The following is a 24161-nucleotide window of genomic DNA, read 5'->3' as shown; positions in this document are numbered from 1 at the left end:
GGCCGCGCTGCGCCGCAGCGAAAACCGCAGCGCCGGCTTGTTCCTACTGACTGAACAGCCGCCGCGTGACGGGCGAGCCGGCCGGAATCCCCGCCTCCTCGAGCCGCGCGTACAGCTTCATCAGTTGCTGCTCGATCGCGAGCAGCGTCGATTCGGGCAGCGGCCGGCGCTGGTCGTCGACGACGCGCGCGCCGATCCGCTCGGACAGCGATTTCGCGTAGTCGCACATCAGCCGGAACGGCAGAATGTCCTCGTCGGCGACGGGCACGTCGAGCACGAGCGTGATCAGATTGCCGCCCTTGTACGTGAGATCGTCGCGCAGGAAATTCGTGTCGCCGAACTGCAGCATGAACACGGGATTCTGCTTCGCGTCGAGCTTCACGAAACGCGTGCCGTCGCGCGACAGCAAGAGCCCGTCCTGCGACGCAACCGCCTGCACGTAGTTCGCCGACCACGGCGCGCCGTCCGACATCACGTTGATCGACAGTTGCGCGTCGCATTGCGCGGCGAAACCGTCGAGTTCGCGCGCCATCGACACCGTTTCCATCATGTCCGGGAATTCCGGCGCGCCGTCGATCGCGTCCGCGAACTGCTGGACGCCCGTCACGAATTCGGAGAACTCGAGCTCGTTGAGCGGGCCGCTGCGGTTCGCGAGCTGCGCGGCCGCGCGCAGCTCTTCGTAGCGCACGCCGTTTTGCAGCAGCTCCCATGCGTCGCCGCCATCCGGCTTGCCCTCGATGTGCACCGGCTTGCTGCCCGCGCGGCGCAGCCGCTGCGCGGCGGGCAGGATCTTGTCGCCCGCAAGCGGGCTCGCGAGGCGGATCGGCACGATGCAGTCGATCCGGCGGTCGACGATCGCGGGCGGCGCCGCGGAAATCGTCGTCGCGGCGGGCAGCACCGGCTCGACCGGCTCGTCGCGCGCCGAATCGGGCGCGGCGGCCGCTTCGTCGCCATGCGCTGTTTCGACGGCGGGCTCGACCGCGCCGTTCGCGGCGGTCGCCTCGGCCTGCAGGTCGGCCGGCGTATCGGCGGGGGCCACGCCGCCGCCGAACGTCGGCTCGACGCGCGCTGCGTCGTCGCTTCGCGCGCCCGACGCGCTGCCCGCCGCGCCGCCCGCCACGGCCTCGCGACGCGCCGGCTGCCGCACCGGCTCGATGAAGGGCGCGTCGTCGTCGCGCTCGTGCCGCGCGGCGGCCTCGGCCGCCTCCGTCGGCATCGGGCGCGGCATCCTCCGGCGCACCTTCGCGCCCTGCCACGCGTTGTAGACCACGACGCCGCCCACCACGACGGCGCCCGCGCCGATCAACCCGAGTGTCAACTCGTCCATGCAAGCTCCATCCAATTCTTTTTCATCGGACTCGCGGGCGGGCGCCGATGCGCCGCGCGCCCGCGGGGCCATTCGTCAAACGTCAATTCTGGGCAAAACCCGCGGCCGTTTCCATGTCGACCGCGACGATCCGCGACACGCCCTGCTCCTGCATCGTCACGCCGATCAGTTGCTGCGCCATCTCCATCGCGATCTTGTTGTGCGAGATGAAGAGGAACTGCGTCTTGTCCGACATCGCGCGCACGAGATTCGCGAAGCGCTCGGTGTTCGCGTCGTCGAGCGGTGCGTCGACCTCGTCGAGCAGACAGAACGGCGCCGGATTCAACTGGAACATCGCGAACACGAGCGCGGTCGCCGTCAGCGCCTTCTCGCCGCCCGACAGCAGGTGGATCGTCGCGTTCTTCTTGCCGGGCGGCTGCGCCATCACCTGCACGCCGGCGTCGAGAATCTCGTCTCCCGTCATGATGAGCTTCGCCTGGCCGCCGCCGAACAGGCGCGGGAACAGATCGCTGAAATGGCGGTTCACTTCGTCGAAGGTCGCCTGCAAGAGCGCGCGCGTTTCCTGGTCGATCTTGCGTATCGCGTCCTCGAGCGTCTCGATCGCGTTCGTCAGGTCGGCCGATTGCGCGTCGAGGAACACCTTGCGCTCGCTCGCGGCCGCGAGCTCCTCCAGCGCCGCCATGTTGACGGGGCCGAGCGCGTTGATCGCATTATTGATCCGCGTGACCTCGCCCTGCAGGTACGACGGCTTCATGTCCGGCGCGAGCTTTTCCCTGAGCGCCGCCTCGTCGACCTCGGCCGCCGCGAGCTGCTCGGCGAACTGCTCGCCTGTCATGCGCGCCGCCTGCTCCTTCAGTTGCAGCTCGGTGATGCGCTCGCGCAGCGGCTGCAGCGAGCGCTCGGCCGCGAGCCGCGTCTCGTCGGCCGCGCGCAGCTTCGCGGTGAGATCGTCGAGCTCCGCGCGCGCGGCGCCGAGCGCCCGCTCCTTCTCCGCGCGCACTTCGAGCGCGCCCTGCAGGCCGGTGTGCGCGGTCTGCTCGTTGATCGTCTCGAGCTCCGCGCGCGCGTCCTCGAGCGACGCCGCGACGCGCTCCGCCTGCTCGTGCGCGACCTGGATCGAGCGCTTCAGCTCGTCGATCCGGTTCGCGGACTGACGCGCGGCGAAGCGCGCGTCGGTGGCCGCACGCTCGCGCTCGCGCGCTTCCTGGCGCGCGTTCGTCAGCGTCTCGTCGAGCGACTCGAACGCGAGCTGGTTGTCCTCGAAGCGCGCCTGCAGCTCGGCGAGCTCGGCGTCGTGGCGCTCGAAGTTCGCCTCCGATTCCGCGCGCAGCGCGCGCTGCTCCTCGATCTGCGCGCCGATCTCCTCGAGTTCCTCGCGGATCTGCGTGCTGCGCTGCGTGTAGCGCTCGTGCGCCTGCGCGAGCTTGAGCACGTCCATTTGCAGCGCGTGCACGCGCTGCGTCGCGCGCTCGGCCTGCGCGCGCACTTCGGTCAGCGCCTGCGACGCCTGCGTGTGCGCCGCTTCCGCTCGGACCGCCGCCGCCTTCGCTTCGTCGGACAGCAGCGCCTGCGCGCGCACCTGGCGCGCCAGGTTCTCGATTTCCTGCGCGCGCGCGAGCATCCCCGCCTGCTCGGAATCGGCCGCGTAGAGCTGCACGCCCGAGCGCGTGACGACGTGGCCCGCCTTCACGACGAACGCGCCGCCCTGCGGCAGTTGCGTGCGCGCGGCGAGCGCCTGCGCGAGGTCGTCGGCGACGAACACCGTGCCGAGCCAATCGTTGAGCACCGCGCGCAGGCCCGCGTCGTCGATCCGCACGAGCGGCAGCAGCGGGCGCAGCGCGCCCGGCGCGGCGAGCGGCTCGCCTGCGGCGGGCGGCGCGTAGAACGCGAGCTTCGCGGGCGGCGCGTCGGTCGCGAACGCCTTCACCCAGTCGAGATTCGACACTTCGAGCGCCGCGAGCCGCTCGCGCAGCACCGCTTCGAGCGCGGTTTCCCAGCCGGCCTCGACGTGCAGCTTCTTCCACAGACGCGGCAGCGCGCCGAGCTCGTGCTTGTCGAGCCACGGCTGGATCTTGCCTTCCGTCTGCACGTTTTCCTGCAGTTGCCTGAGCGCGGCGAGGCGCGCTTCGAGCTGATGAATCTGCGCGCTCTCGGCCTGCACGCGCTCGTGCGCCGCGCGACGCTCCGCGTCGAGGCGCGGCAGCGTCTCCTGCGCGTCGGCGAGGCGCGCCTGCGCTTCGGCCAGAATCTCCTCGTGCTCGGCGAGCTGCATCCGCAGCTCCTCGAGCTGCGCCTCGTCCGGCGCGTCGAGGCCGCCCGCCTCGGCCTTCAGGCGCTCGTGGCGCTGCTGAAGCTGTTGCAGTTGCTGATCGGCGTTGCGCTGGTGCGCGGCTTCGAGCTTGAGCGCCTGCTCGGTCTGCGCGATCCGGCCGCGCTCGTCGTTCAGGCCCGCCTGCGCATCGCGCCAGCGCGCCTCGAGCGCGGGCAGCGCGTCGTGCTTCGCGGCCGCGTCGTCCTCGGCGGTCGCCGCCTTTTCGTCGGCGACCGCGCGCGCCTCTTCGGCCTCTTCGAGGTCGCCCTGCGCCTTGTCCGCCTGCGCGCGCCACTGCTCCTGCTGCGCGACGAGCGCGGCGATCTGCGACTGCACGCGGTTGCGCGATTCGACGATGAACTTGATCTCCGCCTCGAGCCGGCTCACCTCGGCGTTCGCCTCGTAGAGCGCGCCCTGCGCGCCCTGCATCGCGTCGCTCGCCGAATAGTGCGCGACGCGCAGCGTCTCGAGCTGCGCCTCGACTTCGCGCAGCTTCGCGGTCTGCGCGTCGAGTTCGAGCTGCGCTTCGCCGATCGCGCGGCGCTGCCTGTCCTGCTCGGCGGCCGCCTCGTTCTTGCGCAGCAGCCACAGCAGGCGCTGCTTCTCGTCGCCGTCGGCGACGAGTTCCTTGTACTTCGTCGCGACGACGGCCTGCGCCTCGAGCTTCTCGAGATTCGAGCCGAGCTCGCGGACGATGTCCTCGACGCGCGTCAGGTTCTCGCGCGTGTCGTGCAGCCGGTTCTCGGTCTCGCGGCGGCGCTCCTTGTACTTCGACACGCCCGCCGCCTCTTCGAGGAACACGCGCAGCTCCTCGGGCTTCGCCTCGATGATCCGCGCGATCATCCCCTGCCCGATGATCGCGTACGCGCGCGGCCCGAGGCCCGTGCCGAGGAAGATGTCCTGGATGTCGCGGCGGCGCGCGGGCAGGTTGTTGATGTAGTAGCTCGACGTGCCGTCGCGCGTGAGCACGCGCTTCACGGCGATCTCGCCGTACTGGCCCCACTGGCCGGCCGCGCGGCCGTCGGAGTTGTCGAAGATCAGCTCGACGCTCGCCCGGCTGCCGGGCTTGCGGGCAGTCGAGCCGTTGAAGATCACGTCCTGCATCGACTCGCCGCGCAGCTCGGACGCGCGCGACTCGCCGAGCACCCAGCGCACGGCGTCGATGATGTTGGACTTGCCGCACCCGTTCGGGCCCACCACGCCGACCAGTTGACCTGGAACCTGGAAGTGCGTGGGATCGACGAAAGATTTGAAGCCAGCGAGTTTGATCGAGCTCAGACGCACGGCGGTATCGGTGGTAAAGAGTGTGAAACGGTTCGGAGCCTGCGTTGCGCGCCGCGATTCGGCCGAAAGGCCCGCGCGCGCGCCGCACGCCCAAGATTCGAAAAACGGGGCCGTGCTGTCAAGCAGCCGGCCCCGCGGATGGGGCCAATCATACCATCGCGCGCGCGCCGTCCCGCGGCTCGCACGGCTCGTCGCCCGCCGGGCGGGCCCGATGCACGCGGCTCGACAGCAGGGTCGCCACAACGATGCACAGGCCGCCCGCCCATTCGCGCGCGCTCGGCACTTCGTTGGCAAAAAGCCACGCCGACAACGCGGTGATAACGATCTCGAACAGCATAATGATCGACGCGCGGTTCGCCGGCACGCGCGCGAGGCCGTGCTGGACGAGCATGTTGTTCGCCGCGACCGTCACGCCGATCCCGACGACGAGAAGCGCTGCACGGCCGAGCTCGCCGCCCGCGGGCAACGGCGGCAGCCCCTCGACGAACGACGCGGCGACGCCCATCGCAGCCGCGCCGGCGAACAGCGTCGCCGTGCGCATCTCGGGCTTCATCTGCGGCAGCTCGCGGCTCGCCTTGACGACGAGCACGTTGCTCATCGCGAAGCTCATCCCGGCCGCGAGCCCCGCCCATTCGGCCGGGTTCGACGGCAGCGGCACGCCGAGCCGCGGCGACCACAGCATCAGCACCGCGCCGCCGAGCGACAGCGCGGCGAGCGCCGCGCCCGCCGCGGTCAGCCGCTCGCGCAGGATGACGTGCGCGTAGATCGCGGTCCACGCGGGCGTCAGATAGAAAAGCAGCATCACGCGCAGCACTTCGCCGTGAATCGTGCCCCAGACGAAGCCGAGATTCGTCACGCCCGCGGCGACGCCCAACGCGGGCAGCAGCCAATGCCGGCGCACGGTCGCGATCGACTTGCGCCGCACGATCAGCACGAACGCACACGCGACGACGCTCGTCGCCGCGCTCGCCGCCGTGCCCGTCACGCCGAGCGCCGCGAGCAGGCGCAACGGATACCAGATCAGGCCCCATACCGACGCCCCGACCAGAATCGCGAGCGTCGGCCAGCCGGCGCTCCGTCGTTCATTCGCTTGCAAACCGAACCTCTATTTTTTCCTTCTCCGGACGGCGTCGCGGCGCGCGCGCCGCGCGTTCCGCCGTCCGATGTCACGCTATAATCGAGCGCCGTCGCCGCGCCCACCAGGCCGGCACGCGCCGGCCCGCCGGCATCCCGCGCCGCGATCCGCCGCGCCCGTCTTCGCCCGCGCCCGGCGGCGCCAGCCGCGCCGCCGCTTCGCGCCCGTTTCGCTTAAACCGGCCCATCCGATCGGCCATCTACCGGCTCCGTGAGCCACACGCCCGTGAATCCTCGTCTCGACACGCTGCAGCCCTACCCGTTCGAAAAGCTCCGCGCGCTCCTTGCCGGCGTGACGCCGAGCGCGCATCTGTCGCCGATCAGCTTCGGCATCGGCGAGCCGAAGCACGCGACGCCCGCGCTGATCCGCGACGCCGCGGCCGCCGCGCTCGACGGCCTCGCGTCGTATCCGGCGACGGCGGGCACCGACGCGCTGCGCGAGGCGCTCGCGCGCTGGCTCGAGCGGCGCTACGGGCTGCCGGCGATCGACGCGGCGACGCAGGTGCTCGCCGCGTCGGGCTCGCGCGAGGCGCTCTTCTCGCTCGCGCAGGCAGTGATCGATTCGAGCCCGCGCGGGAACGGTGAAAGGCCAAGCGGTGAAAGCCAAAGCGGCGAAAGGCCGATCGTACTCTGTCCGAATCCTTTCTATCAAATCTACGAAGGCGCGGCGCTCCTCGCGGGCGCCGAGCCGTACTTCGTCAACAGCGACCCGGCGCGCAACTTCGCGCCCGACTATTCGGTCGTGCCGGCCGGCGTGTGGGCGCGCACGCAGCTCGTCTACGTGTGCTCGCCGGGCAACCCGACGGGCGCCGTGCTGACGCTCGACGACTGGCGCGAGCTCTTCGCGCTGTCGGACGAGCACGGCTTCGTGATCGCGTCGGACGAATGCTATTCAGAGATCTACTTCGACGAGGCGAAGCCGCCGTTGGGCGGCCTCGAGGCGGCGCACAAGCTGGGCCGCGGGTTCGAGCGCCTCGTGATGCTGTCGAGCCTGTCGAAGCGCTCGAACGTGCCGGGCATGCGCTCGGGCTTCGTCGCAGGCGACGCGGCGCTCCTCAAGCGCTTCCTGCTGTACCGCACCTATCACGGCGCGGCGCTGTCGCCCGTCTGGCAAAAGGCGAGCATCGCCGCGTGGGGCGACGAGGCGCACGTGCGCGAGAACCGCGCGCTCTACGCGCAGAAATTCGCCACCGTCACGCCGATGCTCGCCGGCGTCGTCGACGTGCGCCTGCCCGACGCCGCGTTCTACCTGTGGGCGAACGTCGCGCGAACCGGCCTGTCGGACACCGAGTTCGCCCGGCGCCTCTACGCCGACTATAATGTGACGGTCCTGCCCGGCTCGTATCTCGCCCGCGACGCGCACGGCGCGAATCCCGGCCGCGACTTCGTCCGGATCGCGCTCGTCGCCGGCACGGCCGAATGCGTCGAAGGCGCGCAGCGCATCGTCGACTTCTGCCGCGGCCTCGCCCGCTGAACGCGCGCCGCGTGCCAAAGCGCCCCCGATTCATCCATCATCCACGTCCAGCATAGCCACGAACATGTCGCAACAACTTCAGCAAATCATCGATAACGCCTGGGAAAACCGCGCCGAGCTGTCGCCGAAGGCCGCGTCCGCGGAAATCCGCGAAGCCGTCGCGCACGCGATCGAGCAGCTCGACCGCGGCGCGCTGCGCGTCGCCGAGAAGATCGACGGCGCATGGACCGTGCACCAGTGGCTGAAGAAGGCCGTGCTGCTGTCGTTCCGCCTGGAGGACAACGCGCCGATGCCGGCGGGAGGCTACACGCAGTTCTATGACAAGGTGCCGTCGAAGTTCGCGAACTACACCGCCGAAGATTTCGCCGCGGGCGGCTTTCGCGTCGTGCCGCCCGCGATCGCGCGCCGCGGCTCGTTCATCGCGAAGAACGTCGTGCTGATGCCGTCGTACACGAACATCGGCGCATACGTCGACGAAGGCACGATGGTCGACACCTGGGCGACGGTCGGCTCGTGCGCGCAGATCGGCAAGAACGTGCACCTGTCGGGCGGCGTCGGCATCGGCGGCGTGCTCGAGCCGCTGCAGGCGAACCCCGTCATCATCGAGGACAACTGCTTCATCGGCGCGCGCTCGGAAGTCGTCGAAGGCGTGATCGTCGAGGAGAACTCGGTGATCTCGATGGGCGTGTACCTCGGCCAGAGCACGAAGATCTACGATCGCGAGACGGGCGAAGTGACGTACGGCCGCATTCCGGCCGGCTCGGTCGTCGTCGCGGGCAACCTGCCGTCGAAGGACGGCGCGTACAGCCTGTACTGCGCGGTGATCGTGAAGAAGGTCGATGCGAAGACGCGCGCGAAGGTCGGCCTGAACGAACTGCTGCGGGGCGACTGATGGCGGGCGCGAAAGCCGCGGCCGGCACCGTCGTCTACGGGATACCGAACTGCGACACCGTGAAGAAGGCCCGCACATGGCTCGAATCGCACGGCGTCGAGTTCGCGTTCCACGATTTCAAGAAAGCGGGCGTGAGCGCGCCGCTCGTCGAGGGCTGGCTCGCGGACGTGCCGCTCGCGGCGCTCGTCAACCGGCGCGGCACCACGTGGCGCGCGCTCACCGACGAGCAGAAGGCCGCAGCCGAATCCGAGGCGGGCGCGATCGCGCTGATGATCGACAAGCCCTCGGTGATCAAGCGGCCCGTCGTCGTCGTCGACGGCCGCGTGAAGGCCCTCGGCTTCTCGGCCGACGAGTACGCGGGGCTTTTCGCCTGAGCCCCGGGCACCGCCGCCCCCAACATGCTGCCGGCCGTCGCGCCGGCATTTTTTATCGAAAGTGGTCCGAAACATGTCCGCCACCCTTGCCCTCACCGAACAGTTGATCGCGCGCGCGTCCGTCACGCCCGACGATCAGCACTGCCAGCAGTTGATGATCGAGCGCCTCGCCGCGCTCGGCTTCGAGTGCGAAACGATCGCGTCGCACGGCGTGACGAACTTCTGGGCCGTCAAGCGCGGCGCGGCCGGCCGCGAAGGCAAGCTGCTCGCGTTCGCGGGCCATACCGACGTCGTGCCGACCGGCCCGCTCGAGCAGTGGAGCTCGCCGCCCTTCGTGCCGACGCACCGCGACGGCAAGCTGTACGGACGCGGCGCGGCCGACATGAAGAGCTCGCTCGCGGGCTTCGTCGTCGCGGCCGAGGAGTTCGTCGCCGCGCATCCGCAGCATCGCGGCTCGATCGGCTTTCTGATCACGAGCGACGAGGAAGGCCCGGCGACCGACGGCACCGTGAAGGTCGTCGAAGCGCTCGCCGCGCGCGGCGAGCGGCTCGACTACTGCATCGTCGGCGAGCCGACGTCGACGGCGACGCTCGGCGACGTCGTGAAGAACGGCCGGCGCGGCTCGATGTCGGGCGAGCTCATCGTCAAGGGCGTGCAGGGCCACATCGCGTATCCGCATCTCGCGAAGAATCCGATCCACCTGCTCGCGCCGGCACTCGCCGAGCTCGCGGCCGAGCAATGGGACGAGGGCAACGAATACTTCCCGCCGACCACCTGGCAGGTGTCGAACCTGCGCGCGGGCACCGGCGCGACGAACGTGATTCCGGGCCACGCTGATCTGATGTTCAACTTCCGTTTCTCGACGGCGAGCACGGTCGAGAGCCTGCAGGCGCGCGTGCACGCGATCCTCGACAAGCACGGGCTCGACTACGAGCTGAACTGGTCGGTGAGCGGCCTGCCGTTCCTCACGCCGCGCGGCGAGCTGTCGAACGCGCTCGACGCGGCGATCCGCGCGGAAACCGGCCTCTCGCCCGAGCTGTCGACGACGGGCGGCACGTCGGACGGCCGCTTCATCGCGCGCATCTGCCCGCAGGTGATCGAGTTCGGCCCGCCGAACGCGAGCATCCACAAGATCGACGAGCACATCGAAGTGCGCTTCGTCGATCCGCTGAAGAACGTGTACCGCCGCGTGCTCGAACAACTGATCGCTTGACGAAGGCCGCCCGATGACGACATCCCCCTCCCCGTTCAAGACCGTCCGCGACCTCGTGCGCTACGCGGTGTCGCGCTTCTCGCAGGCGAAGCTCGCGTTCGGCCACGGCTCGGACAACGCGTTCGACGAAGCGGTCTATCTCGTGCTGCACACGCTGCATCTGCCGCTCGACACGCTCGAGCCGTTCCTCGACGCGCGCCTCGCGCCCGACGAGATCGACGCGGTGCTCGCCGTGATCGAGCGCCGCGCGACCGAGCGCGTGCCCGCCGCATATCTCACGCGCGAAGCGTGGATGCACGGCCATCGCTTTTACGTCGACGAGCGCGTGATCGTCCCGCGCTCGTTCATCGGCGAGCTGCTCGACGACGGCCTGCAGCCGTATGTCGAGGACCCCGAACTGGTCGGCTCGGTGCTCGAGCTGTGCACGGGCTCCGGCTGCCTCGCGATCCTCGCCGCGCTCGCATTCCCGAACGCGAGCGTCGACGCAGTCGACCTGTCGGCCGACGCGCTCGAAGTCGCGAAGATCAATCGCGACGACTACGGGCTCGACGAGCGGATCGCGCTGTACCGCGGCGACCTGTACGCGCCGCTGCCGCAGTTCAAGTGGATCGATCCCGCGCAGCGCTACGACGCGATCATCACGAACCCGCCGTACGTGAACTCGGATTCGATGGCCGAGCTGCCCGCCGAGTACCGGCACGAGCCGGAAATGGCGCTGGCGGGCGGCGCGGACGGAATGGACATCGTGCGCCGCATCATCGGCGAAGCGCGCCGCTGGCTGAAGGACGACGGCGTGCTCGTCGTCGAGATCGGCAACGAGCGCGCGAACGTCGAGGCGGCGTTCGGCGGCCTCGATCTCGTCTGGCTGCCGACGAGCGCGGGCGACGACAGCGTGTTCCTGATCCACGCGAGCGACCTGCCCGCCGTCGCCGGCTGAAGCGGACCGGCACGTCCGGCTCATACGGAGTGACCGCTTGCGCGCACGCTTCGGTAAGATGCGCGTAAGCGGCGCCCGGTCGGCACGCGCCGCGTGGCCTCCTTCTGGAATCCGACGCGCTCATGACCCTCGACTGGCTCCATCTCGGCACCCTCATCGGCCTCGCGCACATGCTCGGCGTGATCGCCGCCTGCCATGCGATCCTGAACACGCGCACGTCGCAAGGCGCGATCGCCTGGGCGGTGTCGTTGACGGCGATGCCCTACCTGACGCTGATCCCGTATCTGTTCCTCGGCCGCAGCAAGTTCTCCGGCTATGTCGACGCGCGCCGCCACGAGACCGCGGCGCTGCGCACCCGCACGCATCCCGCGCCGTGGGGCGCCGAAGGCTCGACGCTCGGCGCGCCGAAGGACGCGCTCGGCATCGCGCGCGTGCGCGCGCTCACGCGCCTGGTCGGCATGCCCTTCGTCGCGGGCAACGCGGTGCGCACGCTCGTCAACGGCGACGCGACGTTCTCCGCGATCCTCGCCGCGATCGACGCCGCGCGCAGCTACGTGATCGTCCAGTTCTTCATCGTCCGCGACGACGCGCTCGGCGCGATGCTGCGCGACACGCTGATCGCGCGCGCGAAGGCAGGCGTGCGCTGCTATCTGCTGTACGACAGCATCGGCAGCTTCGATCTGCCGTCGAGCTACGTGCACGCGCTGCGCGAAGGCGGCGTCGAAGTGCATCCGTTCGCGACCAACAAACAGTTCGTCAACCGCTTCCAGCTCAACTTCCGCAACCACCGGAAGATCGTCGTCGTCGACGGCGAGCGTGCGTTCGTCGGCGGCCACAATGTCGGCGTCGAATATCTCGGCGGCAACCCGCGCCTGTCGCCGTGGCGCGACACGCACATCGAAGTGCGCGGCCCCGCCGTCGCGAACATCCAGTACGTGTTCGCCGAGGACTGGCACTGGGCGACCCAGTCGCTGCCGCCGCAGGCGCCGCCGCCCGCGCCCGCGCCCGACGCCGACATGCACTGCCTCGTCGTGCCGATGGGCCCCGCCGACAAGCAGGAGACGGGCTCGCTCTTCTTCGCGGAGGCGATCAACGCCGCGCGCGAGCGTGTGTGGATCACGACGCCCTACCTCGTGCCCGACGAGGCGGTGATTTCCGCGCTGAAGCTCGCGGTGATGCGCGGCGTCGACGTGCGGGTGCTGATCCCGAGCCGGCGCGATCACTATGTCGTATTCGAAGCGTCGAAGCTCTATGCGCGCGATCTCGTCGACGCGGGCGTGCGGATCTTCCGCTACCGCCCCGGCTTCCTGCACCAGAAGGTCGTGCTGATCGACCGCGCTGCCGCCGCCATCGGCAGCGCGAACCTGGACAACCGGTCGTTCCGGCTGAATTTCGAGATCATGGTGCTGACCGTCGACGAAGGCTTCGCAACCGAAGTCGAGACAATGCTCGCGCGCGACTTCGGCGACGCGTTCGAGGTCGATCTGAGCGAATACCGGCGCTCGCCCGCGTGGCGGCGCGTCGCGATGCACGTCGCGCGGCTGTTCGCGCCGATTCTCTGACGGCGCGCGGCGCACCGCGCGCCGCCTGGCTTAGAGCAGCTTGTCGACGTCCGCAGCGATATCCTCGGGCTTCGTCGACGGCGCGTAGCGCTTCACGATCTCGCCTTCCCGGTTCACGAGGAACTTCGTGAAATTCCACTTGATCGCCTTGAGGCCGAGAATGCCGGGCGCCTCTTCGGTCAGATACCGGTACAGAGGGTGCGCGTTCGCGCCGTTCACGTCGATCTTCGCGAACATCGGAAACGTGACGCCGTAGTTCTTCTCGCAGAACGCGCCGATCTGCGACGCGTCGCCTGGCTCCTGCTTGCCGAACTGATTGCACGGAAAGCCGAGCACGACGAGCCCGCGTTCGCGAAAGCGGTCGTACAACTGCTGCAGCCCCGCGTACTGCGGCGTGAATCCGCATTCGCTCGCTGTGTTGACGATGAGGAGCACCTTGCCCCGGTACTGCTCGAGCGGCACCTCGCCGCCCGAAAGCGCCTGCGCGTTGAATGAATACAGTTTCGACATCGGCTCGTTCCTCCCTGTTTCGATAGGGGTGCGCCGTCCGCGAAAGTCTAGGCGAATTCGGCGCGGTGCGCACACTCCGCCGTCCGGACGATCCCCCGAAGGCGGCGCGCAGTCTAGAATAGCGGTTTTCCTCAGCATTTCCCGCCGTGATCCGTTTCAATCAGTTCAGTCTCGCCCGCGGCACGAAGCCGCTCTTCGACGCGGCCTCGTTCACGCTGAATCCCGGCGAGAAGGCGGGGCTCGTCGGCGCGAACGGCGCCGGCAAATCGACGCTCTTCGCGGTGCTGCGCGGCGAGCTGCACGCGGACGCGGGCGACTTCTCGATGCCGCCGGCGTGGCGCATCGCGCACGTGTCGCAGGAGACGCCCGCCGTCGAGCGCAGCGCGCTCGACTACACGCTCGACGGCGACGCCGCATTGCGCGCGATCGAGGCGCGCATCGCGCGGGCGTCCGCCGCGCACGACGGTGCGGCCGAGGCCGAAGCGCACGCGGCGTTCGCGGATGCCGACGGCTACACCGCGCCCGCGCGCGCCGAGGCGCTGCTGCTCGGGCTCGGCTTCACGCTCGCGCAGACGCGCGAGCCCGTCGCGAGCTTCTCGGGCGGCTGGCGGATGCGCCTCAATCTCGCGCAGGCGCTGATGTGCCGCTCGGATCTGCTGCTGCTCGACGAGCCGACGAACCACCTGGATCTCGACGCGATCGTCTGGCTCGAAGACTGGCTGCATCGCTATCCGGGCACGCTCGTCATCATCTCGCACGACCGCGAATTCCTCGACGCCGTCTGCAACGTGACGCTGCATCTCGAGAATCGCCAGGTGAAGCGCTACGGCGGCAACTACTCGCAATTCGAAGTGCTGCGCGCGCAGCAGCTCGAATTGCAGCAAAACGCGTACGAAAAGCAGCAAAAGACGATCGCGCATCTGCAGAGCTTCGTCGATCGCTTCAAGGCGAAGGCGTCGAAGGCGAAGCAGGCGCAGAGCCGGGTGAAGGCGCTCGAGAAGATGGAACTGATCGCGCCCGCACACGTCGCGTCGGCGTTCACGTTCGAATTCCGCACGCCCGATTCCGCGCCGAACCCGATGCTCGTGATGGAAGACGTGCGCTGCGGCTATCGCGCGGACGACGGCGACGAGATTCCGATCGTCGAGCGCGTCGCGCTGTCGATCCAGAACGGCCAGCGCATCGGCCTCCTCGGCGCGAACGGCCAGGGCAAGTCGACGCTCATCAAGACGCTCGCGGGCACGCTCGCGCCGCTTTCGGGCGACGTGCGCACCGGCCGCGGCCTGACGATCGGCTATTTCGCGCAGCATCAGCTCGAGACGCTGCGCGAGGACGATTCGGCGCTCGCGCATCTCGCGCGCCTCGCCCCCGACACGCGCGAGCAGGAACTGCGCGACTTCCTCGGCGGCTTCAACTTCTCGGGCGACATGGCGACCGCGCCGATCGCGCCGTTCTCGGGCGGCGAGAAAGCGCGGCTCGCGCTCGCGCTGATCATCTGGCAGAAGCCGAACCTGCTGCTGCTCGACGAGCCGACGAACCACCTCGATCTCGAAACGCGCCACGCGCTCACGATGGCGCTCGCGCAATTCGAGGGCACGCTGATCCTCGTGTCGCACGATCGACATCTGCTGCGCGCGACGACCGACCAGTTCATGCTTGTCGCAAAGCGCCGGCTGCAGCCGTTCGACGGCGATCTCGACGACTATCGCGACTGGCTGCTGCAGCACGCGGCGCAACAGCGCGCGGCGGCGAAGGCGGCATCCGGTTCGACGGGCGACGCCGACGGCGGCGTGCCTGCGGTGAACCGCAAGGATCAGAAACGGCAGGAAGCCGAAGCGCGCCAGCGGCTATCGCAGTTGAAGAAGCCGCTGCAGGCCCGCATCACGAAGATCGAGAAGGAAATGGAGCGACTCCACGCGGAGAAGGCGGAGCTCGACACGTTCGTCGCCGATCCGGCGAGCTACGCGGCCGACCTGAAGGCGCGGCTCACCGACGCGATCCGCAAGCTCGGCGACGTGAACGGCCGGCTCGAAACGCTCGAGGCGGACTGGCTCGGCGCGCAGGACGAACTGGAGAAAATCGGGTAACGCAAACGCGGCGAGCCGGCATCGGCTTGCCGCCGCGCGCCGCGCCCGGCAGTCAGCGCCGCGGCAGCGTGTCGCGCGGCATCTGCTCGTCGTCGCCCATCAGATAGCGACGACCTTCGACCGGCCGGCGGATCATCGCGTAGACCTCCGCCTCGGTCACGTTGATGGCGGCGACGCGGCGGGCGATCCGCCCGTCTCCGCCGATCCATTCGACGATCCGGCAACCGCCGCCCCACGGCTCGCCGATCGGCTCGGACACGCGGCAACCGCGCACGTTGTACGTGCGCGGTTGCGCACTGGCTTGATGAGATCGTTTCAACACGCTTCCCTTTTCCGCGTCATGCGGCAGACAACCTGGGCAAGCATAGAAAAAAACAGGCTGCAAAAGGGTTACATCAACGTACCAAAACGTTACATGGTTTTACGTCCCCGATCCGCGCATGACAGGCGGCGGACCGGGACGCGCCCGCTGGCCGCCGCGCTCATTCGAGCACGCGGATCTGGTCGATCGCCTGCTCGATCCGCTCGACCGCATGCACGCGAAGCCCGTCGATCGGCTGTTTCGGCGCATTCGCCTTCGGAATCAGCGCGGTCGTGAAGCCAAGCTTCGCCGCCTCGCGCAGGCGCTCCTGCCCGCGCGGCGACGGCCGGATCTCGCCCGCGAGCCCGACTTCGCCGAATACGATCAGACCCTTTGGCAACGGTTTGTTACGCATCGACGAGTGGATCGCGAGCAGCACCGCAAGATCGGCAGCCGGCTCGGTGATCTTTACGCCGCCGACGGCATTCAGGAACACGTCCTGATCGAAGCACGCGATGCCCGCGTGCCGGTGCAGCACGGCGAGCAGCATCGCGAGCCGGTTCTGTTCGAGGCCGACCGCGAGCCGGCGCGGGTTCGGCACGTTCGCGGTATCGACGAGCGCCTGCACCTCGACGAGCAGCGGCCGCGTGCCCTCCTGCGTGACGAGCACGCACGAGCCGGGCACGACCTCCGTGTGCTGCGACAGGAACAGCGCGGACGGATTCGCGACGCCGCGCAGGCCGCGCTCGGTCATCGCGAACACGCCGAGCTCGTTGACCGCGCCGAAGCGGTTCTTGAACGCGCGCACGAGCCGGAACGACGAATGCGTGTCGCCTTCGAAGTACAGCACGGTGTCGACGATGTGCTCGAGCACGCGCGGCCCCGCGAGGTTGCCCTCTTTCGTCACGTGGCCGACCATGATGATCGCCGTGCCCGATTGCTTCGCGATGCGCGTCAATTGCGCCGCGCATTCACGCACTTGCGCGACCGAGCCCGGCGCCGACGTCAACGCTTCCGAGTAGATCGTCTGGATCGAGTCGATGACCGCGATGTCGGGCCGCTCGGCGTCGAGCGTCGCCTGGATCTTCTCGAGCTGGATCTCGGCGAGGAGCTTCAGGTCGGCCGCGCTCGCGCCGCCTTCGAGGAGCGCGAGCCGCTGCGCGCGCAGCGCGATCTGCGCGCCCGATTCCTCGCCGCTGATATAGAGCGCCGGCCGCTCGCTCGCGATCTGCGCGAGCGACTGCAGCAGCAGCGTCGACTTGCCGATCCCCGGATCGCCGCCGATCAGCACGACGCCGCCCGCGACGAGCCCGCCTCCCAGCACCCGGTCGAACTCGCCGATCCCGGTCGAGAAGCGCGGCACGTCGGCCGCCTCGATGTCGGCGAGGCGCTGCACGGGCGCGCGCTTCGCGAGCGACTGGAAACGGTGCGCGGACGGCGCGCTCTCGACCGATTCGACGAGGGTGTTCCACGCGTGGCACGACGGGCATTGCCCCTGCCACTTCGGCGTCTGCCCGCCGCACTCGGTGCAGACGAATACCGTCTTCTGCTTCGCCATGCGCGCGCCCTTACTCGGCACGCACGGGCACGCGCGGCGCGACCGCGCACATCAGCTCGTAGCCGACCGTCATGCAGCACGCGGCGACGTCGTCTATCGGCAGCGTCTCGCCCCACAGCTCGACGCGCGCGCCAACGCCCGCCTGCGGCACGGGCGTGAGATCGACGGTCAGCATGTCCATCGACACGCGGCCGACGATCCGCGTGCGCACGCCGTCGACGACGACGGGCGTGCCCTCGGGCGCGATCCGCGGATAGCCGTCCGCATAGCCGCACGCGACCACGCCGATGCGCATCGTCTCCTCGGCGACGAACACGGAGCCGTAGCCCACCGCCTGCCCTTTCGCGAGCGTCTGCACGGCGATCAGCTCGGACGCGAGCGTCATCGCGGGCTTCAGGCCCTTGTCGGCGATGTCCGCCGAGTGCCCGGACGGCGACGCGCCATACAGCACGATGCCAGGCCGCACCCAGTCGAAGTGCGCCGACGGGTGCCAGAGCACGGCGGCCGAGTTCGCGAGGCTGCGCGCGCCGGCGATACCTTGCGCGCCGCGCTCGAACGTCGCCATCTGCTCGGCCACGCCGCGGCCGCCGTCGGCGTCCGAAAAATGGGTCATCAACGTGATCTGGCCGATGCCCGGGCACGCGCGCGCGCGCTCCCACGCGGCGCGGAACTTCTCCGGCGCATAGCCGAGCCGGTTCATTCCGCTGTTCATCTTCAGTTGGACGTTGACGGGCTTCGACAGCCGCGCGGTCTCGAGCATGCGCATCTGCTCGTCGTTGTGCACCGCGGTCGTCAGGCTGTAGCGGTCGATCACGTCGAGGTCGGTCGACCGGAAGAAGCCTTCGAGCAGCAGGATCGGCCCCGCCCAGCCGAGCTCGCGCAGCTTCACCGCCTCGTCGAGATCGAGCAGGCCGAAGCCGTCGGTGCCGCGCAGCCCGGGAAAGACCCGTGCGAGACCATGCCCGTACGCGTTCGCCTTGACGATCGCCCAGACTTTCGACTGGGCGGCGTGGCGGCGCACGACGGTGAGGTTGTTCGCGAGGGCAGCGGTGTGGATCGTGGCGGAAATCGGGCGCGGCATAGGAAATTTCAGTAAAGACGCTTGCGAATCATCAGCTTATCGCGCCTTTTGGGCGCGACGCGGGAAACGCGCGGAACGATCGGGGGATCATGCTAGTCCGAATTGACGTATTTTCATGATATAAAGCCGTGCGCACAACCCATTTCGAACGGAATAAGTCCGATTGCACGGCCCGCGCGGCCGAGCCGCGAGGAACGCATCGCTTCAGATGAAAAAAGGTTTTTACTCCATCATGGCCGCGCAGTTTTTCTCGTCGTTGGCCGACAGCGCTCTTCTCATCGCCGCGATCGCCCTGCTCAAAGACCTCCACGCGCCGAACTGGATGATACCGCTCCTGAAGCTGTTCTTCGTCCTGTCGTACGTGGTGCTCGCCGCCTTCGTCGGCGCATTCGCCGATTCGCGCCCGAAAGGGCACGTGATGTTCATCACCAACTCGATCAAGGTGGTCGGCTGCCTCATCATGCTGGTCGGCGCACATCCGCTCGTCGCTTACGGGATCGTCGGCTTCGGCGCGGCCGCATATTCGCCCGCGAAGTACGGCATCCTGACCGAACTGCTGCCTCCCGAGCGGCTCGTCGCCGCGAACGGCTGGATCGAGGGCACGACGGTGGGCTCGATCATCCTCGGCACAGTGCTCGGCGGCGCGCTCATCAGCCCGAAGATCGCGTCGCACGTGATCGCGTACACGCCGCCGTCGATCAACACGCCCGCCGAGGCCGCGATGCTCGTCATCATGGCGATCTACGTCACGGCCGCGCTCTTCAACCTGCGCATTCCCGACACGGGCGCGCGCTACCCGAAGCAGCAGCACGGCCCGCTCAAGCTCGTCACCGATTTCGCCAACTGTTTCGTGGCGCTCTGGCGCGACAAGCTCGGCCAGATCTCGCTCGCCGTCACGACGCTCTTCTGGGGCGCGGGCGCGACGCTGCAGTTCATCGTGCTCAAGTGGGCGGAAGTGTCGCTCGGCATGTCGCTGTCCGAAGGCGCGATCCTGCAGGCGGTGGTCGCGCTCGGCGTCGCGGCGGGCGCGATGATCGCCGCGAGCCGGATTCCGCTGCGCAAGTCGCTCACCGTGCTGCCCGTCGGCATCGTGATGGGCATCGCGGTGATGCTGATGGCGTTCTACTCGCGCGAGCTGTTCCCTGCGCACTGGGCGCTGCACATCGGGCGCCTGCACCTGCCCCTCTATCTGCTCGTCGCGTACGTGTTCCTGATGTTCGTCGGCGCGCTGTCCGGCTTCTTCGTCGTCCCGATGAATGCGCTGCTCCAGCATCGCGGCCACGTGCTGCTGTCGGCCGGTCATTCGATCGCCGTGCAGAACTTCAACGAAAACCTGTCGGTGCTCGTGATGCTCTGCGTGTACGCGGCGCTCGTGTGGCTCGACGTGCCGGTCGGCGTCGTGATCGTGCTGTTCGGCACGTTCGTGTGCCTGACGATGTGGCTCGTGATGCGGCTGCATGTCGCGAATCAGCGCCGCTTCGATTCGGTCGCGCTGATCGGCGAATCGAAGCACTGAGCCGCAGCGCGCGCCACCGTCGGCCAAGCGGCACATCGCCCCCTGCGCACCCTTGCCCTTGAGCCGCAACCTTTCCCGCCTCGCCGCCATGACCCGACCGATTCCCAACGCGCTGACGATCGCCGGCTCCGACTCCGGCGGCGGCGCCGGCATCCAGGCCGACCTGAAGACGTTCTCCGCGCTCGGCGCATACGGCGCGAGCGTGATCACCGCGCTCACCGCGCAGAACACGCGCGGCGTGACGGGCGTGCATGCGCCCGATGCGGGCTTCGTGACCGCGCAGCTCGATGCGGTGTTCGACGACATCCGCATCGACGCGGTGAAGATCGGCATGCTCGCGAACGCGTCGATCGTGCGCGCGGTCGGGGCGGCGCTCGCGCGCTACGCACCGCGCCACGTCGTGCTCGACACGGTGATGATCTCGAAAAGCACGCACGCGCTGCTCGCGCCCGACGCGGTCGACGCGCTGCGCAACGAATTGCTGCCGCTCGCCGATCTCGTCACGCCGAATCTGCCGGAGGCGGCCGAGTTGCTCGGCGTCGCGGCCGCGACGACCGAGGAGGACATGGTGCGCCAGGGCGAAGCGCTCGTCGCGCGCGGCGCGAAGGCGGTGCTGATGAAAGGCGGCCATCTCGGCGCCGAGCGCGAAAGCCCGGACTGGCTGATCGATGCGCGCGGCGCGCAGCGCTTCGCGGGCGCGCGGCTGCCGGTCGCGAACACGCACGGCACCGGGTGCACGCTGTCGTCGGCGATCGCCGCGCTGCTGCCGCAGCGGGCGACGCTCGCGGACGCGATCGCCGATGCGAAGATCTATCTGACGGGCGCGATCGGCGCGAGCGGGCGGCTCGACGTCGGACACGGCGTCGGGCCCGTGCATCACTTCTATCGATGGTGGTGAGCCGGCGGGCAGGCGCCGGCGCGGGTCGCCCGGCTTCGGCTTCTGTTTCTGCTTCGCCTTGACGTTCGCGTTCGCCGCCCGGACTCCTGGCGCCGTTTGACGCGCTTCGTGTCTCGCCGGCATCGTCACACGCTGCCGTCGGCGACAGCGTGCGCCGACGCCGCGGATATCGCGCGTGAATCGCTCGCTCGCGTAATGCGTCGACACGTCGCGCCACACGAGCCGCATCCGACTGCGCGAGCCGCGCATCGAACGCGGCGGCATCCGCGTCGAACAGGCGGCAAGCCCCGTCGGCCTCCAAGACACGTTTCTGGCGCGATATGTCGCGGCGCCCGCTTAGCAAGCAAACGAGGCGTACGCGAATGGAAGCCGCGCGAGTGCGCGCATCGGCGCGAACCGATGCGCATCGACACCGATCAGCGCGCGGCAAACGCGATCGCCCGCTGCGGCCAATCGTCGGGCACGATGAAGCCGCGCGCGGTTTCGCGCCACACCGCGTCGGCGTCGCGCGCGAGCGCGGCGACGAGCGACGGCCCCGGCAGTCGCGCGACCTCGTCGAGCACGGCCTGCGGCGCGAGCAGCGTGCAGCGCCCGCAGGCCACGTCCGCATCGCCGATCGCGCGCGGCGCGAGCCACGCGAGGCGCGGCAGCACGATCCACGCGGCGTCCTGCCGCGCGGCGGGCGCGAACGCCGGCCACGCTTCGCGCGTGATCCAGAAGCCGCGCGGATGATCGGCGTCGACTTCCGGCGGATCGGCGATCGCGCCGCCCGCATTCGCGTCGTCGCCCGCGCGATGAAACAGCCATCCCTTCACGAGCATCTGCGCGCGCCACGGCCCCGCGTGGCCGAGCGACGCGAACTCGTCGCGGGCCGTGAGCAGCAGTTGATGATCGACGAGCTTCGCGCGCTTGAGATCGAAGCGGTCGGCGAGATTCGGGCCGACGAAATCGGCGAGCGACGCGGCGCCCGACGTCGCGACGCACAGATAGCACTTGACCGCGAGTTCCCAGTGCAGGCGCTCGCCGCGCGCGGTTTCGATCAGGAAATCGCATTCGCCGAGCGTGCGACCGTTGAGCCTCAGCGGCAGATTCGCAGCGACGAGCCGCAGCGACGGCGCATGTTCGGCGAAAAACCCGAGCAAGCACTCGGCGTAGCGGCCGAGCCGAACCGGCCGCGCGTGCGCGAGCGCGTCGTGCAGCGGCGCGGGCTGCGCGTCGAGTGCGGCGAGCCAGGCGGCCGTTCGCGCCGCGTCGGCAACGCTCGCCCAGGGCTGAGCGAGCGGCGCGCCCGCCGACGGCGCGAGCAGGCTCGCGCTCGACAGCAGCCACGCGAGGTCGCGCACGGCCGCGTCGCGCAGCGCGCGAAGCGGCACGGGCGACGCCGCGGCACTCATTGCGGATCGGCGGCGGGCGCGGCGTTCCGGTAGGTATCGTTCGCGAGGCACAGATCGGACCAGGCCTTCGCCTTGTCCTGCAGGCTGCGCAACAGATACGCCGGATGGTACGTGACGATCACGGGCACGCCTTCGTACCGGTGCACGCGCCCGCGCATCGAAGCAATGCTCGCATCGGTCTTCAGGAGCGTCTGCGCGGCGAAGCGGCCGAGCGCGACGATCAGCTTCGGCTTCACGAGCGCGACCTGGCGCTGCAGATACGGCTCGCAACGCGCGACCTCGTCGGGTTCGGGATTGCGATTGCCGGGCGGCCGGCACTTGATCACGTTCGCGATGTAGACGTTCTCGCCGCGCTTGAGCGCGAGCGCGCGCAGCATGTTGTCGAGCAGCTTGCCCGCCTGGCCGACGAACGGCTCGCCCTGCTTGTCCTCGTTCTCGCCGGGCGCCTCGCCGACGAGCATCCAGTCGGCGCTCTCGTCGCCGACGCCGAACACCGTGTTCGTGCGCTTCTCGCAGAGGCGGCAGCGCTCGCAGTCGGCAACGCGCGCGCGCAGCGCGTCCCAGCCGAGTTCGGCGACGGACGGCTCGGCGCCGGCGGCGACGGCGGCGGGCTTCGCGGCGACATCCGGCAGCGCGGGCTCGCGCACCGGCTCGAGATCGAACCACGACATGTCTTCGTCGGGTTCCGCCGCGCCGGCGTCGCCGCCGGTTCGCGCGGCCGGCGCGGGCGCCGTCGACGCGCGCGCCGGGTCCGCCGCGTCGCGCGCGAATGCCGCGGAATCCGCGACGCCGCCACGCGCCCCGTCCTGCCCGCCGTCGCGCGAGCTTCGATGCGCCGGCTCGCGCGACGCATCCGACGCCACGGGCTGAGCCCCTTGCGCAACCGCCGCGGCGGCGGTTTCCCGCGCCGCGCCCGTTGCATCCTCGTTCACGTCCCCGGCGCGCGCGATGCCGCGCCGCACCCACACGGGCGCGAGCCCCAGCTCTTCGAGCGCCGCTTCAGCCAATGCCATGCGCGCCTCCCTCCTTCGTCAATGCGAGACGCATCACGATTGCGTCCTCCCGGCTCCGGTGCTTCGCCGGATAGTAGTTCCTGCGCCGCCCGACCGACACGAAGCCGAAGCGCTCGTACAGCCGGATCGCACGCGGATTCGACGGCCGCACTTCGAGCAGCACGCCGTCGAGCCGCTCGGCGCGCGCGATCCGCACCGCCTCTCGCAGCAGCGCGAGCCCGACGCCCGCGCGCTGCGCGGCGGGCGCGACGCACAGATTCAGCAGATGCATCTCGTCGACGACGGGCATCAGCACGCAATAGCCGACGAGCACGCCCGTCACGTGCCGCATGCAGACGCCGAAATAGCCGTTGCGCAGCGAATCCTCGAAATTGCCGCGCGACCACGGGAATTCGTACGCGGCGCGCTCGATCTCGACGACCTCGTCGAGATCGGCATCCGTCATCGGCGCCAGATAGCGGTCGGTCATCAGCACGCCGCTCATCGCCCGTCCCCGCCCGCGCGCGCAGCGAGCCGCTCGGCGGTGGTCTGCGCGACCTTGTCGCGCACGTACTCGGGCGCCGCGCGATCGGCCGGCACGACACGCCCCGCGCGATATGCGCGCAGCGCGACGTGCGCGACCGGCAGCGCGTGCGGCAGCGCGCCCGCATCGATCGCCTGCGCGCGCGCGCAGGCGGGCAAGCGAGCGCCGAACGCGGCAGCCGCGTTGCCGGCGAGCACGAACGGCGTATCGGGCACCTGCACGTCGGCGGGCGCCGCGAGCGACGCCGGCGCAAGCTCGCGCCAATCGCCCGCCGCGTCGTCCCACGCGTAATCGGCCCAGTAGACCTCGTCCATCCGCGCATCGAGCGCGGCGAGCACGCGCATTGCGCGGCCCGCGGCGGCGCCCGCGTTCAGGCGCGCGGCCTCCGCGCACGCGACGAGCGTGCCGACCGGCACGACGGGCAGCGCGCGGCCGAACGCGAGCCCTTGCGCGACGCCCGTCGCGGTGCGCAGCCCGGTGAACGAGCCGGGGCCCGCGCCGAACGCGACCGCGTCGCAGTCGGCGAACGCGAGGCCCGCTTCGTCGAGCACCTCGCGCACGGCGGGCAGCACGCGCGTGCTCGACACGGCGCCCGTGCGCTCGTGGCGGACCCAGGTTCGAATGGAAGCGGCGTCGGCGGTCGGGCCGGCCGCGACGAGAAGCGCGACCGAGCAGAACTCGGTCGACGTATCGATGGCGAGGAGCACTGTTTGCGTCATGGCCGACATTGTAATGCGGCGCCCCGCCCGCACGGGCGATCGGGCCCGATTCG

20 protein-coding genes are annotated in these 24161 nt (G+C 69.7%); 9 read left to right on the top strand and 11 right to left on the bottom strand.

Features of this window, described 5'->3' with window-relative positions:
• Window positions 1-43: 43 nt before the first annotated feature.
• The 3 genes from AQ610_RS07395 to AQ610_RS07385 all read right to left on the bottom strand — a co-directional run bounded on the left by AQ610_RS07395 (window position 44) and on the right by AQ610_RS07385 (window position 6018).
• A complete protein-coding gene (locus AQ610_RS07395; RefSeq protein ID WP_043282420.1) occupies window positions 44-1327 on the bottom strand; it encodes a cell division protein ZipA C-terminal FtsZ-binding domain-containing protein in 1284 nt (427 codons plus the stop codon).
• A gap of 82 nt (window positions 1328-1409) precedes the next feature.
• Entirely contained in the window at window positions 1410-4922 is a 3513-nt protein-coding gene (smc, locus tag AQ610_RS07390) for a chromosome segregation protein SMC (protein ID WP_009912848.1), read from the bottom strand.
• Between the two features lie 148 nt (window positions 4923-5070).
• Window positions 5071-6018 carry a DMT family transporter gene (locus AQ610_RS07385; RefSeq protein WP_006026053.1) on the bottom strand — a complete coding sequence of 316 codons (948 nt, stop codon included), beginning with the start codon at window positions 6016-6018 and terminating at the stop codon, window positions 5071-5073.
• A 264-nt stretch (window positions 6019-6282) separates the two neighbouring features.
• Here AQ610_RS07385 and dapC point away from each other — a divergent pair, with 264 nt between their 5' ends.
• From dapC to cls, 6 genes are all read left to right on the top strand, one after another.
• Entirely contained in the window at window positions 6283-7530 is a 1248-nt protein-coding gene (dapC, locus tag AQ610_RS07380; protein ID WP_144411932.1) for a succinyldiaminopimelate transaminase, read from the top strand.
• A 64-nt stretch (window positions 7531-7594) separates the two neighbouring features.
• Entirely contained in the window at window positions 7595-8422 is an 828-nt protein-coding gene (dapD, locus tag AQ610_RS07375; protein ID WP_006026051.1) for a 2,3,4,5-tetrahydropyridine-2,6-dicarboxylate N-succinyltransferase, read from the top strand.
• Window positions 8422-8796 carry an ArsC family reductase gene (locus AQ610_RS07370; protein ID WP_006026050.1) on the top strand — a complete coding sequence of 125 codons (375 nt, stop codon included), beginning with the start codon at window positions 8422-8424 and terminating at the stop codon, window positions 8794-8796. Before dapD ends, AQ610_RS07370 begins: the two co-directional genes overlap by 1 nt.
• Window positions 8797-8869: 73 nt before the next feature.
• On the top strand, window positions 8870-10009 hold the full coding sequence (gene dapE, locus AQ610_RS07365) for a succinyl-diaminopimelate desuccinylase (protein ID WP_009912852.1): 1140 nt from the start codon (window positions 8870-8872) through the stop codon (window positions 10007-10009).
• Between the two features lie 13 nt (window positions 10010-10022).
• Window positions 10023-10946, top strand: a complete 924-nt coding sequence (gene prmB / locus AQ610_RS07360; RefSeq protein ID WP_009912853.1) for a 50S ribosomal protein L3 N(5)-glutamine methyltransferase — start codon at window positions 10023-10025, stop codon at window positions 10944-10946.
• A gap of 122 nt (window positions 10947-11068) precedes the next feature.
• The gene (cls, locus tag AQ610_RS07355; RefSeq protein WP_006026047.1) at window positions 11069-12508 is read left to right on the top strand and encodes a cardiolipin synthase; all 1440 of its coding nucleotides are present in this window, start codon (window positions 11069-11071) and stop codon (window positions 12506-12508) included.
• Window positions 12509-12538: 30 nt separating this feature from the next.
• Here cls and AQ610_RS07350 read toward each other — a convergent pair whose 3' ends face one another.
• The gene (locus AQ610_RS07350; RefSeq protein ID WP_006026046.1) at window positions 12539-13018 is read right to left on the bottom strand and encodes a glutathione peroxidase; all 480 of its coding nucleotides are present in this window, start codon (window positions 13016-13018) and stop codon (window positions 12539-12541) included.
• 146 nt (window positions 13019-13164) lie between these two features.
• On the opposite strand from AQ610_RS07350, the gene AQ610_RS07345 reads away from it, so the two are divergent.
• A complete protein-coding gene (locus AQ610_RS07345; RefSeq protein ID WP_006026045.1) occupies window positions 13165-15105 on the top strand; it encodes an ATP-binding cassette domain-containing protein in 1941 nt (646 codons plus the stop codon).
• Window positions 15106-15157: 52 nt separating this feature from the next.
• Here AQ610_RS07345 and AQ610_RS07340 read toward each other — a convergent pair whose 3' ends face one another.
• From AQ610_RS07340 to alr, 3 genes are all read right to left on the bottom strand, one after another.
• A complete protein-coding gene (locus tag AQ610_RS07340; protein ID WP_009912854.1) occupies window positions 15158-15424 on the bottom strand; it encodes a DUF2866 domain-containing protein in 267 nt (88 codons plus the stop codon).
• A 163-nt stretch (window positions 15425-15587) separates the two neighbouring features.
• Window positions 15588-16964 (bottom strand): DNA repair protein RadA, encoded by a 1377-nt coding sequence (gene radA, locus AQ610_RS07335; protein WP_006026043.1) that lies wholly within the window; start codon window positions 16962-16964, stop codon window positions 15588-15590.
• Between the two features lie 10 nt (window positions 16965-16974).
• Window positions 16975-18045, bottom strand: a complete 1071-nt coding sequence (gene alr, locus AQ610_RS07330) for an alanine racemase (RefSeq protein WP_006026042.1) — start codon at window positions 18043-18045, stop codon at window positions 16975-16977.
• Between the two features lie 208 nt (window positions 18046-18253).
• On the opposite strand from alr, the gene lplT reads away from it, so the two are divergent.
• Complete coding sequence (lplT, locus tag AQ610_RS07325) at window positions 18254-19561, top strand: lysophospholipid transporter LplT (protein WP_006026041.1); 1308 nt, start codon at window positions 18254-18256, stop codon at window positions 19559-19561.
• A gap of 88 nt (window positions 19562-19649) precedes the next feature.
• Window positions 19650-20459 carry a bifunctional hydroxymethylpyrimidine kinase/phosphomethylpyrimidine kinase gene (thiD, locus tag AQ610_RS07320; RefSeq protein WP_006026040.1) on the top strand — a complete coding sequence of 270 codons (810 nt, stop codon included), beginning with the start codon at window positions 19650-19652 and terminating at the stop codon, window positions 20457-20459.
• Window positions 20460-20875: 416 nt separating this feature from the next.
• On the opposite strand, the gene AQ610_RS07315 is transcribed toward thiD, so the two are convergent.
• The 4 genes from AQ610_RS07315 to tsaB are packed head-to-tail and all read right to left on the bottom strand — an operon-like array spanning window position 20876 to window position 24108.
• Window positions 20876-21853 carry a DUF1853 family protein gene (locus tag AQ610_RS07315; protein WP_043282419.1) on the bottom strand — a complete coding sequence of 326 codons (978 nt, stop codon included), beginning with the start codon at window positions 21851-21853 and terminating at the stop codon, window positions 20876-20878.
• Complete coding sequence (locus tag AQ610_RS07310; RefSeq protein ID WP_043282417.1) at window positions 21850-22866, bottom strand: uracil-DNA glycosylase; 1017 nt, start codon at window positions 22864-22866, stop codon at window positions 21850-21852. The genes AQ610_RS07315 and AQ610_RS07310 overlap by 4 nt, the downstream gene beginning before the upstream one ends.
• Window positions 22853-23350 carry a ribosomal protein S18-alanine N-acetyltransferase gene (gene rimI / locus AQ610_RS07305; RefSeq protein ID WP_006026037.1) on the bottom strand — a complete coding sequence of 166 codons (498 nt, stop codon included), beginning with the start codon at window positions 23348-23350 and terminating at the stop codon, window positions 22853-22855. Before rimI ends, AQ610_RS07310 begins: the two co-directional genes overlap by 14 nt.
• On the bottom strand, window positions 23347-24108 hold the full coding sequence (tsaB, locus tag AQ610_RS07300; RefSeq protein WP_197417873.1) for a tRNA (adenosine(37)-N6)-threonylcarbamoyltransferase complex dimerization subunit type 1 TsaB: 762 nt from the start codon (window positions 24106-24108) through the stop codon (window positions 23347-23349). Before tsaB ends, rimI begins: the two co-directional genes overlap by 4 nt.
• Window positions 24109-24161 lie beyond the last annotated feature (53 nt).

The organism is Burkholderia humptydooensis, from assembly GCF_001513745.1.
Lineage (GTDB): Bacteria > Pseudomonadota > Gammaproteobacteria > Burkholderiales > Burkholderiaceae > Burkholderia > Burkholderia humptydooensis.
This window is presented reverse-complemented; position numbering and strand designations above follow the sequence as displayed.